The sequence below is a fragment of the Aeromonas sobria genome, from assembly GCF_050266975.1.
GTDB classification, from domain to species: Bacteria; Pseudomonadota; Gammaproteobacteria; order Enterobacterales; family Aeromonadaceae; genus Aeromonas; species Aeromonas sobria_B.
In genome coordinates this window covers 14,055-25,250 of record NZ_JBKISU010000016.1, presented here as the reverse complement: position 1 = coordinate 25,250, position 11,196 = coordinate 14,055, and the positions used below count along the sequence as shown (strand labels likewise).

At 59.7% G+C, this 11,196-nt stretch carries 11 protein-coding genes; 2 read left to right on the top strand and 9 right to left on the bottom strand.

The window, feature by feature from the left end; translation table 11 throughout:
* Window positions 1-49: 49 nt before the first annotated feature.
* Window positions 50-1,615 carry a murein biosynthesis integral membrane protein MurJ gene (gene murJ, locus ACLHZ1_RS10810; protein WP_427262091.1) on the bottom strand — a complete coding sequence of 522 codons (1,566 nt, stop codon included), beginning with the start codon at window positions 1,613-1,615 and terminating at the stop codon, window positions 50-52.
* Window positions 1,616-1,806: 191 nt separating this feature from the next.
* Between murJ and rpsT the strand changes: the two genes are divergently transcribed.
* Entirely contained in the window at window positions 1,807-2,070 is a 264-nt protein-coding gene (gene rpsT, locus ACLHZ1_RS10805; RefSeq protein ID WP_041995129.1) for a 30S ribosomal protein S20, read from the top strand.
* A gap of 49 nt (window positions 2,071-2,119) precedes the next feature.
* Here the strand turns inward: rpsT and ACLHZ1_RS10800 are convergent, their stop codons facing one another.
* The 8 genes from ACLHZ1_RS10800 to rppH all read right to left on the bottom strand — a co-directional run bounded on the left by ACLHZ1_RS10800 (window position 2,120) and on the right by rppH (window position 9,727).
* Window positions 2,120-2,422, bottom strand: a complete 303-nt coding sequence (locus tag ACLHZ1_RS10800; protein WP_427262148.1) for an ArsR/SmtB family transcription factor — start codon at window positions 2,420-2,422, stop codon at window positions 2,120-2,122.
* 50 nt (window positions 2,423-2,472) lie between these two features.
* Window positions 2,473-3,405, bottom strand: a complete 933-nt coding sequence (nhaR, locus tag ACLHZ1_RS10795; protein WP_041995135.1) for a transcriptional activator NhaR — start codon at window positions 3,403-3,405, stop codon at window positions 2,473-2,475.
* Window positions 3,392-3,775, bottom strand: a complete 384-nt coding sequence (locus tag ACLHZ1_RS10790) for a hypothetical protein (RefSeq protein WP_374704033.1) — start codon at window positions 3,773-3,775, stop codon at window positions 3,392-3,394. The genes nhaR and ACLHZ1_RS10790 overlap by 14 nt, the downstream gene beginning before the upstream one ends.
* 20 nt (window positions 3,776-3,795) lie before the next feature.
* On the bottom strand, window positions 3,796-4,986 hold the full coding sequence (gene nhaA / locus ACLHZ1_RS10785) for a Na+/H+ antiporter NhaA (RefSeq protein WP_427262090.1): 1,191 nt from the start codon (window positions 4,984-4,986) through the stop codon (window positions 3,796-3,798).
* Between the two features lie 234 nt (window positions 4,987-5,220).
* Window positions 5,221-6,015, bottom strand: a complete 795-nt coding sequence (gene thyA / locus ACLHZ1_RS10780; RefSeq protein ID WP_427262089.1) for a thymidylate synthase — start codon at window positions 6,013-6,015, stop codon at window positions 5,221-5,223.
* On the bottom strand, window positions 6,012-6,845 hold the full coding sequence (gene lgt / locus ACLHZ1_RS10775; protein WP_427262088.1) for a prolipoprotein diacylglyceryl transferase: 834 nt from the start codon (window positions 6,843-6,845) through the stop codon (window positions 6,012-6,014). The genes thyA and lgt overlap by 4 nt, the downstream gene beginning before the upstream one ends.
* Window positions 6,846-6,919: 74 nt before the next feature.
* Window positions 6,920-9,187 (bottom strand): phosphoenolpyruvate--protein phosphotransferase, encoded by a 2,268-nt coding sequence (ptsP, locus tag ACLHZ1_RS10770; protein WP_427262087.1) that lies wholly within the window; start codon window positions 9,185-9,187, stop codon window positions 6,920-6,922.
* Window positions 9,188-9,199: 12 nt separating this feature from the next.
* Window positions 9,200-9,727 carry an RNA pyrophosphohydrolase gene (gene rppH / locus ACLHZ1_RS10765; protein WP_084205309.1) on the bottom strand — a complete coding sequence of 176 codons (528 nt, stop codon included), beginning with the start codon at window positions 9,725-9,727 and terminating at the stop codon, window positions 9,200-9,202.
* A 728-nt stretch (window positions 9,728-10,455) separates the two neighbouring features.
* Here rppH and mutH point away from each other — a divergent pair.
* Window positions 10,456-11,130: a DNA mismatch repair endonuclease MutH gene (gene mutH, locus ACLHZ1_RS10760; protein WP_427262086.1), complete on the top strand. Its 675-nt coding sequence runs from the start codon at window positions 10,456-10,458 to the stop codon at window positions 11,128-11,130.
* Window positions 11,131-11,196 lie beyond the last annotated feature (66 nt).

The following is an 11,196-nucleotide window of genomic DNA, read 5'->3' as shown; positions in this document are numbered from 1 at the left end:
TTCTGCTGCTGTCGAAATCGCCGGATTATATCTCAGGCGGCGGTCTGGATCAGCCCTCCCGGCTGGATTTCAGATGACGCGGCCGAATTCCGAAGGCGAGCAGACAGATCCCGTAGACGCTGCCCCCCATCAAGAGCAGCAGTGCCAGCTCCCAGCTGGCCTTGGCCATGCTCCAGGCCCCCCACTGGGCAAGATCCGGCGACAGGTAGCCAATCAGACCTCCCATGACCAGGGTCGCCGCCAGCAACTTGAGGCAGAAGACCCCGGTCTGGCGCGAGGGACGATAGACCCCCTGCTGATACAAGCCCTTGAACAACAAGGCTGCATTCAGGGTGCCTGAGCAGGCGGTCGCCAGGGCCAGTCCCACATACCCCAGGGGATAGATGAAGACGAGGTTGCACACCATGTTGGCCACCATGGCCATGATGCCGATGCGCACCGGCGTCCTGGTGTCCTGGCGGGCGTAGTAGCCGGGTGCCAGCACCTTGATCAACATCAAGGAGAGCAGGCCCGTGGTGGACGCCAGCAGGCTGGCCCCCGACATGCTCACCTCGTGCAAGCCGAACTCACCGCGCATGAAGAGCACCCGCAGTATGGGCTCGCGCAGCACGGCGATCCCTATCATGGCGGGCAGCCCCAGCAGCATCACCATGCGCACCCCCCAATCCATGGTGCGGGAGAAATCGGCGGGATCTGAGTCCACATGGGTCTTGGCCAGCGAGGGCAGGATGACGGTGCTGATGGCAACCGCAAACAGGCCGAGGGGAAACTCTAGCAGCCGATCCGAGTAGTAGAGGTAGCTGATGGCGCCGGTGGCGAGGAAGGAGGCCAGCATGGTGTTGATCAACAAGTTGATCTGGCTGACCGACACCCCGAACAGCGCCGGGATCATCAGGGTGCGGATCTTCACCACCCCGGGGTGGTTCCAGCCCCACTTTGGCCAGACCAGCATGTTGATCTGACGTAAAAAGGGATACTGAAACAGAAATTGCACCAGACCGCCCAAAAAGACCCCTATCGCCAGGGACAGCTCGGGCCTCTCCAGCAGGGGCGCTATCCACCAGGCCGCCGCTATCATGGCGATATTGAGAAAGACCGGGGTAAAGGAGGAGACGGCGAAGCGACCGAAGGTGTTGAGGATAGCCCCCGCCATGGCGGTGAAGGTGATGAACCAGAGATAGGGGAAGGTGATCTTGAGCATCAGGCTGGCCAGCTCGAACTTCTCTGCCGCCGGGCCGCCGTGCAGCCAGTCCCAGAACCAGCCCCAGCCGAACAGGGCGGTCAGGGCCCCGGAACCAATCACCCCCAGCAGGGTCACCAGGGTGACGATCCCCCCCAGGGTGCCCGCCACGGCGGCCAGCAGCTCGCGCACCTCCCGCTCATCCCCCTTCTTCTTGTATTCGGTCATCACCGGGACGAAGGCCTGGTTGAATGCCCCTTCGGCGAACAGGCGGCGCAGGAAGTTGGGGATGCGATTGGCGAAGAAGAAGACGTCGGCCGCCGCCCCGGCGCCGAGCAGGTTGGCGATCACCACATCGCGTACCAGGCCCATGACGCGGGAGACCAGCGTCATGGAGGAGACTATCATGCCGGATTTGATCAATTTCTTACTCAAGACGAAGCCTCTGGAACTGTCAGAACGGGAAGAATGCTGTTAGAATCGGCCGACAGTTTAACCGTCTCCCTATTGCCACACCACCGGGGGGCGGTGTTTATTTGCACAAATCGTTTGACAATATGTGGTTGAGAAGGCATATTTCTCGGCCTTTTCAATACACTCGCTAAGACAGTTTTAGGAGTTTTACCTTGGCTAACATCAAATCTGCTAAGAAGCGCGCGATTCAGGCAGAAAAACGTCGTCAGCACAACGCCAGCCGTCGTTCAATGACCCGTACCTACCTGAAGAAAGTAATTGCTGCCATCGCCTCTGGCGACAAAGCTGCTGCCGTTGCTGCTTTCGCTACCGCTCAGCCGATCATGGATCGCATGGCTACCAAAGGCCTGATCCACAAGAACAAAGCTGCTCGTCACAAGAGCCGCCTGTCTGCCCAGATCAAAGCTATGGCTTAATCAGCCTCGGCTGTATAAAGCTAAAAAAACCGGCCATTGTGCCGGTTTTTTATTGCTGTGAGCTGCAGTACAGCCTGTGCAACAGACCTATCATCTCGCGCACCTCCACGCTGCGCAGCGAATAATAGACGGTTTGAGCCTCTTTTCGCGTCGCCACCAGTTCATCCCGGCGCAGTACCGCCAGATGCTGTGACAGTGCCGACTGACTCAGCCCCAGCACCGCATTCAACTCACCGACCGACAACTCCCTGTCCAGCAACTGGCAGAGAATGAACAGCCGCCGTTCGTTGGCAAGCGCCTTGAGCAAGGCCACCGCCCTCCCCGCATTCGCTTCCATCGCCTCCAGATCCATGCCGCTCTCCTCTTGACGCAAGTCGGGATAATACCTTGATTGACCTGAATTTAAAACGACAGGGTCGCAGGCTGTATGGTGGCGAAGTCCTCCTGGCCGGCGAACAAGAATGAGAAGTCGCTATCGCACACCCGCTTCACCGCCGGGTGCTGGATCATCCGTTCGGCGAAGATGACGTAGTACTCCTCCATCAGATCCTGGGTCTCGCCCAGCAGCATGACCCCCTCCCCCTCGAGTATCTCTTCCCGGTAGATGGTGGGCGCCATGAAGATGCCCTGATTGAAGAAACCAAAGGCCTTCATCAGCGCCGCATCATCGAACTCCCCCAGAATGCTGGGAGAGATGCCCTGCTGCTCCAGCCACTGGGTCAACTGGCGCCCCATGGCGGTGCGGCGGCCCGGCACGAGCAACTTGCGCTCCTCCAGACAAGCGGGAAACGGCTTCTCTGGCATGGGAGCCTTGCAGAAGAAGCTGACCCCGCAGCCACCGAGTCGTTTGGAGAGCAGACCCGCATGCTGACCCGAATCCACCGGGCAGTCGGAGAGGATCATGTCGAGCTTGTGTTCGCTCAGCTGTTCGAGCAGCAGCTCATGGGTCGACTCGAAGCAGCGCAGGTGGATGGAGCCATCATTGGGAATAACGGAGAGCAGCACCCGGCTCGCCAGGCGCTTGGAGAGCGCATCGGCGATGCCGACATCGAACAGGATCTGGCTCTCCTTGCGATAGTTGACGATGTCCAGCATCTCGTAAGAGAGGCTGAACATCTTGTCGGCGTAACGAAACACCAGCTGCCCCAGCTCCGTCGCCTCGAGTGAGCGTCCCTTGCGCTTGAGCAATTTTCCCCCCAGGCGCTGCTCGAGCAACTTGATCTGGCCGGTGACGGTTTGCGGCGTCAAAAAAAGGGCCTCTGCCGCCTGGGTGACGGAGCCCTTCTTCTGAGTCATCCAAAAATAGTAGAGATGGTTGTAATTAAGGTGTGACATCCGATGGGGTTCCCGCGGTGCGCGGACTCCGGTAGCAGCTGAGTTCAACCGCCAGAATGTCATACATGTCGCTGACCGAGTCAACCTTGTTCGCCGCGAACTGGTCGATCAGGGTCTGCTTCAGCTTGGCCGCATCGGGCATGCGCTGGCCACAATAGCGCTTGTTCTCATGCTTGAGCCGCTCCCCCACCCGGCTGCGCAGGGCGCGCTCCTGGAAGGTCTCGCCGAAGCGGGCCCGCGCCTGCTGGTCTCCCATGGCGAGGGCGCCATCGACCACCCCGTTGAGATAGGTGGCGCACTCTGCCGATCCGGCATCCTGCTTGCATTGCTCCAATCCATTCGCCCAGACCGCAGTCGGCCCGAGCAACATCAGTACCATCAAGCTCTTCTTCATAATCCCTCCGTACTCTGATCGGCGATCCCCTTGGGCAAGGCCAGACGCATGGCGACATAACCCACCAGGGCCGCCAGGGTGGAACCCACCAGGATGCCGAGGCGCGAGTAGCTGCCGTAGTCCATGCCGCCATGTTCAAACGCCAGAGACGCGATGAACATCGACATGGTAAACCCTATGCCGCACAGAATGCTGACCGCGAAGATCTGGTAAAAATTCACGCCAGGCGGCAGCTGGGCTATGCCCAGGCGCACCGACAGCCAGCTGATGGTAAAGATACCGAGCGGCTTGCCCACGAACAGTCCCAACATGATCCCCATAGGAACGGGGCCGAGCAGGGTGTCGAGACCTATTCCGTCCAGGGACACCCCCGCGTTGGCAAACGCGAACAGCGGCAGAATAAGATAGGCGCTCCAGGGGTGCAGTTGATGCTCCAGATGCTTGAGTGGCGAGGCGTGGCGCTCGCCCTTGAGCGGGATCAGGAAACCGACCACCACCCCCGCCAGGGTCGCATGGACCCCCGACTTGAGTACCGCCACCCAGAGCACCAACCCGACCAGCATATAGAGGGAGATGCGATCCACCCCGCGGCGATTCATCCACACCAGCAGCAGGGTGGCGACCAGGCCAACCGCCAACGCCGTCAGCGACAGCTGCTGGGTGTAGAAGAGGGCGATGATGATGATGACCCCGAGATCATCCATGATGGCGAGAGCCAGCAGGAAGACCTTGAGACTGGTGGGCACCCGCTTGCCGAGCAGCGCCATGACGCCGAGGGCAAAGGCGATATCGGTCGCCGCCGGTATGGCCCAGCCCGCTCGCGTCACCTCATCGCCATAGTTGAAGAAGGAGTAGATCAGGGCCGGAGCCAGCATGCCCCCCACGGCGGCGATGGCCGGGAAGGTCGCCTGCTCCCGGGAGGAGAGCGCCCCCTCCATCATCTCCCGCTTCACCTCCAACCCCACCAACAGGAAGAAGATGGCCATGAAACCATCGTTGATCCAGAGCAGCAACGGCTTGTTGATGTCCAGCGCCGAGATGCGTACCTGCACCTGGGTATTGAGGAAGGCCTGATAGGCATCGACCAGATTGGAGTTGGCGAGCAAGAGAGCGACCAGCGCCGCCAGGATCAGAATAATCCCCGAGGCGGACTCCAGCTTCAGAAAGCGTTTCAATACTTCACTCATGTTCAAGCTACTCCCAAAAAACATACAGAACTCAGTCTAGAGAGGGATATGAGCAATGAAAAATCGTTTCTTACAGCCAAAAACAACGGTAAAACCGAATCCAAGACCCTTTCATGGTTGACTATCGACCCTCATGAGAGGGGATGCCCCCCTTCCCCACGAGTAAAATGGGAATAAAAAATACTATAGGGCATATAAACAGGAATGAAAAAGGCGCCCTCAGGCGCCTTTGGCTCAGATGGCGACGGGCGCCTTGATACCGGGATGGGGGTCATAACCCTGGATCTCGAAATCCTCGAACCGGTAATCGAAGATGGAGGCCGGCTTGCGCTTGATCACCAGTTGCGGCAAGGGACGCGGCTCGCGGGAGAGTTGCAGCGCGGTCTGCTCCATGTGGTTGGAGTAGAGATGCACGTCGCCACCGGTCCATACGAAGTCCCCCACGGCCAGATCGCACTGCTGGGCCATCATGTGGGTCAGCAGGGCGTAGCTGGCGATGTTGAACGGCAGACCGAGGAACACATCGCAGCTGCGCTGATAGAGCTGGCAGGAGAGCTTGCCGTCTGCCACGTAGAACTGGAAGAAGGCGTGACAGGGGGCCAGCGCCATCTTGTCCAGCTCCCCCACGTTCCAGGCGGAGACGATGATACGGCGCGAATCCGGATTGTGCTTGATGTCATCCACCGCCTTCTGGATCTGGTCGATGACTGAGCCGTCGGCCGCCGGCCAGGAACGCCACTGGGCACCGTAGACCGGGCCGAGATCGCCGTTCTCATCGGCCCACTCATCCCAGATGCTGACGCCGTGCTCTTTCAGATAGGCGGTATTGGTGTCGCCATTGAGGAACCAGAGCAGCTCGTGAATGATGGATCTCAGGTGGCACTTCTTGGTGGTGACCAGCGGGAAACCATCGGCCAGGTTGAAGCGCATCTGATGACCGAACAGGGAGACGGTCCCCGTGCCGGTGCGATCGGATTTGACGGTACCCTCATCCAGGATCTTCTGCATCAGGTCAAGATAAGCCCTCATGACTTTACCTCCTTAGCCTTAGCCGCGTTGCCGAACAGCTGCGGACGCTTGTAGGCGGCCCAGATCATCAGGGCGCCGATGATGATCATCGGGGTCGAGAGGATCTGCCCCATGCTGATCTCCTGGAAGTAGAGGCCAAGCTGGGCATCTGGCTGGCGCACAAACTCCACCAGGAAGCGGAACAGACCATAACAGAGCAGGAACATGCCAGAGATGGCGCCACGGGGCGGGTGCTTGCGCCAGAACAGATTCAGGATGATGAAGAGCACCACCCCTTCCAGGGCGAACTGATAGAGCTGGGAGGGGTGACGGGGCTCAGGGCCCGCCTCCGGGAAGATGATGGCCCAGGGCACATCGGTCACCCGGCCCCACAGCTCGCCATTCATGAAGTTGCCGAGCCGGCCCACGCCGAGGCCAAATGGGATGAGGGGGGCCACAAAGTCCGCGACCGTGAAGAAGTGCCGCCTGGTCTTGTGGGCGAACCAGATCATGGCGGTGATGACCCCGATCAAGCCGCCGTGGAACGACATGCCGCCGGTCCAGATCTTGAACAGATAGAGGGGATCGGCCAGGAAGAGATCGAAGTTGTAGAAGAGCACATAACCGAATCGCCCCCCCAGGATCACCCCGAGGAAGCCGTAGAACAGCAGGTCGGAGACCTCATTGCGGGTCCAGCCACTGTTCGGCGCATCGGCACGTCGACCCGCCAGCCACATGGCGAAGGCGAAACCGAACAGGTACATGAGACCGTACCAGCGTACCGATAGTGGCCCCAGGCTGAAGGCGACGGGATCTATCTGCGAGAAAACCCAATATCCATCGTGCTGCATAAGCGTCTCAGTCAAACGAAAAGCCGCATTTTGCGATCATTCGCGACAGGGGACAAGGTTTGATGTCAATCGGATCAGGGCTTGTGACCGGCACGCAGCAGGCCACCCAAACCATGCTCTTCCAGATAACGGGCAAACAGGCCGCGCAGCACGTGGGGGTTATCATGCTTGAGCCCCTCCGCCAGCAGGTCCGTCAGCTCGCTCAGCCTGGCATGGCGCAGCACGTATTTGATGCGGGCAATGTTGTTGGTGTTCATGCTGAAGCGGCGATAGCCCATGGCCATCAGCAGCAGCACGCCGACCGGATCGCCGGCCAGCTCACCGCAGACGGAGACCGGCTTCTGGTAGCGCCGGGAGGCATCGACCAGCAGTTGCAGCGCGCGGATCACCGCAGGATGGAAGGCATCATAGATGTTGGCGACCCGGGCATTGTTGCGGTCCACCGCCAGCAGGTACTGGGTCAGGTCGTTGCTGCCCACCGACCAGAAGTCGATGAGGGGAGCCATCTCCGGCAGGATATAGAGCGCGGAGGGGACCTCTATCATGGCCCCCAGGCTGGGGTAGTTGATGGAGACGCCCCGTACGGCCGCCTCTTCCGAAACCTCATGCCAGGCCTGATCCAGCAGGCGGCGGGAGGCCTTGATCTCCCCCACGCTGCTGATCATCGGCAGCATGATGGTGAGATTGTCCAACCCCTCGCTGGCGCGCAGCATGGCCTTGAGCTGCACCAGGAAGAGTTCGGGGTGATCCAGGGTGAGCCGGATCCCCCGCCAGCCAAGGAAGGGATTTTCCTCCACGATGGGGAAATAGGGGAGCGGCTTGTCTCCTCCTACATCCAGGGTACGCATGCAGACGGGGCGATCGCGATAGGTCTCGAGAATGCCGCGATAGCGGGCGGTCTGCTCCAGCTCGGAGGGGAAGCTGTCTTGCAGCATGAAGGGGATCTCGGTGCGATAGAGCCCCACACCATCCGCCAGCTGACTGAGGGAGATCTCGGTATCGGCACTGAGACCTGCGTTGAGCAGCAGCGACACCTTGACGCCGTCGGCCGTCTCGGAGGGCTGATTGTCCACCGAGCGCACCAGGGTATCCAGCGCCCGCTCCTCGTCGAGCAGCTGCCGGTACTCGGCCAGCAGCAGCGCACTGGGCTCGATGAAGAGATCGCCGCTGTAGCCATCCAGGATCAGCGGCCGTCCGCTGATGTCCCCCAGGGGCAGATCCACCCCCATGATGGCGGCGATGCCCATGGCGCGGGCCAGGATGGCGGCATGGGAGTTGGTGCCCCCCTTGAGGGAGACCACCCCGCTCAGAAACTCGCGCGGGATCTCGGCCAGTATGGTGGCCGTCACTTCGTCCGCCACCAGCACCACGGGTTCCCCTATGGTGAAATGTTCGGGTTCATTTTGCACCAGCCGGCTGATGAGCCGCTGGGCGATGTCCTTCACATCGGTGGATCGCTCCTGCAGGTAGGGATCCTTCATCCCCTTGAACTGGTCGATCAGCCGATCACTCACCAGCTTGACCGCAGAGACCGCGGTCCAGTGTTCCTTGCTCACCTTGTTGCGGATCGGCCGGATATAACCGGGATCGTTCAGCAGGTGCAGATAGATGTCGAAGATGGCGACCGAGTCCTGGCTGTAACTCTCGCGAAACCGCAGCGCCAGGCTCTCCAGATCGTGACGGACCTCCTCGACCGCCTCCTCGAGGCGGGCCAGCTGGGCATGGTGATCCTCATCCTTGCGCGGGACTATGGAGCCCAGCTCCTTGCGCGGTCGCCATACCCAGGCCTTGGCGATGGCGATGCCGCTTGCCCCGGCGATGCCGCGCAGCGGCTTGCTCCAGTCGGTCTTCTGCAGCCAGCCCTTGGTCTGGGCATGGGCGAGGCGGGCGGCCAGCTGGGCTGCCAGGGTGACCAGGAAGGACTCCTCCCCTTCATCGAAACGGCGGCTCTCCTTCTGCTGCACCACCAGGATGCCGACCACCTGACGCTGATGCATGATGGGGGCGCCGAGGAAGGAGCGAAACGCCTCTTCCGCAACATCGGGCAGGAACTTGAAACTGGGGTGGGAGGGGGCATCGGCCAGGTTGATCAACTCTTCCCGCTGGCCCACCAGACCGACGATGCCCTGCTCGAACGGCAGGGTGGTCTTGCCGACGGCAGATTGCGCCAGACCGTCGGTGGCCGCCAGTCGATAGCAACGCGCCTCGGGCTCGGAGACGTAAACGGAGCAGCAGGAGACCTGCATGGCGAGCCGGGTCTGGCCCACCAATGCTTCCAGTGCCTGTTCGAGTGTATTGGCCTGGGCCATGCTCTCGACGATGCGTCTCAATTCCGTCAGCAAATACTCTGCTCCTTAACGAGAGCGGTGGCGCCGCCCTTCCCTCTTGTTGCTTGCCTGCTGCACCACCGGCATGGCCAGCGGGGCAAACTCCTTCATCACCCGGCGATACACCTCCCGCTTGAAGGAGACCACCTGGCGAACCGGATACCAGAAGCTGACCCAGCGCCAGTCATCGAACTCAGGATGACCATAACAGCCAAATTGAATGTGCGACTCTTTCCCTGGATTCAACTGCAGCAGAAACCATTTCTGTTTTTGGCCAATACAGACCGGTGAACTGTCCCAACGGACAAGTCGTTTGGGTAAGCGGTACTTGAGCCAGTTACGGCTGATAGCCAGTATGGTCACATCGTCGGGCTTGAGGCCAATCTCCTCATAGAGCTCCCGATACATGGCCTGCTCTGGTGTTTCACCCTCATCCACTCCCCCCTGGGGAAACTGCCAGGAGTGCTGTCCATAGCGCTTAGCCCACAGAACTTGTCCTTCGCGGTTACAGATCACGATGCCGACATTGGGACGAAACCCGTCACCATCTATCACGTGATCACCTTATAAAGGCTGAATCTATAAAGAGATTGTTCCACATTCACCCCTTGCCGGCAAACAGCGGTTGTCGATCAGCAATCATGAATAACTTTCGATTTCAACCCAAGTTATAAACAAACATTGGGATCCTCTCTGGCAAGTTGCTCACCCGTTCTGTGCATAACACTGTGGGCAAGCGGGTATACGGTTGAATATCAGCTACCGTGCGTATGAATATGCTGGCATACCCCACTGAAACACAAAGACATTAAACACATTAAAAACAATATATTATCTTCATTTAACTGGATCAAGATCCATGCTTTATCCGAAACAGGATCCCGGATCCTGATTGTGAACAAGTTCCGGCGCTCAAAGATCCACCAAGGGCAATTTATCCACAAGCCTTGCCTTCTTTCTCATCAGGATCCGGGCCGAAAAAGCGGATGGATCACATTTTTTTTCTCCATCCACGGCAGCGATGGCCACCATTGATCAGTTATCCAAGTTTTCTGTGGATAACTGTGTGCAACAAGCAGGACAAACCCTTGGACAAGTTCCTTCCCCCAGGATCCTGCGCGCAACAAAGCCGGACTTTTCTATCAAAACCATTTAAAATCATAGTCATAAGAGAAGAATACCCCTGCCAGGGTATTCGTCTGCCCCGCCATCTAGACTGGTCACAAAAGCGTCAGAAACCGGTTTGGGGACAGGTAGCGACTTTTCATCCACAGGAGGATCCTATGCCCCACCCCCCCCAGTCAGAACAGGAGCTGCTGGATCGTGCTCATGCCATCGCCGGCTTTACCCTGGCCCAGCTGGCGACCGACGCCGGGATAGCGGTGCCGCGGGACCTGCGCCGGGACAAGGGCTGGGTCGGGCAACTGATCGAATGGCATCTGGGCGCCAGTGCCGGCAGCCGACCGGAGCAGGATTTTCCCGAGCTCGGCATAGAACTCAAGACGATCCCGGTGGATCCCAGAGGCAAGCCCCTGGAGACCACCTTCGTCTGCGTGGCACCACTGATCGGGATCAGCGGCCAATGCTGGGAGGAGTCCAACGTGCGCAACAAGCTGTCGCGGGTGCTCTGGATCCCGGTAGAGGGCAGCCGGGAGATCCCCGTTGGCGAGCGCCGGGTCGGCATGCCGCTGATGTGGCGCCCGAGCCCGGAGGAGGACGCCTTGCTGCGCCAGGATTGGGAGGAGCTGATGGACATGATAGTGCTGGGGGAAGTGGAGCAGATCAGTGCCCGCCATGGCCAGGTGATGCAGCTGCGCCCCAAGGCCGCCAACAACAAGGCGCTGACCCGGGCCATCGGCCGCGCCGGTCAGCCCATCATGACACTGCCAAGGGGTTTTTATCTGAAGATCCCCTTCACCCATGCCCTGCTCATGCGCCACTTTGCCCTGCCCGAATGAGGCTTTATCTATCTCCCTGTCATAAATTGGTATAAAAATAACCAACCCGGTTTCTTCGTAGCCAAT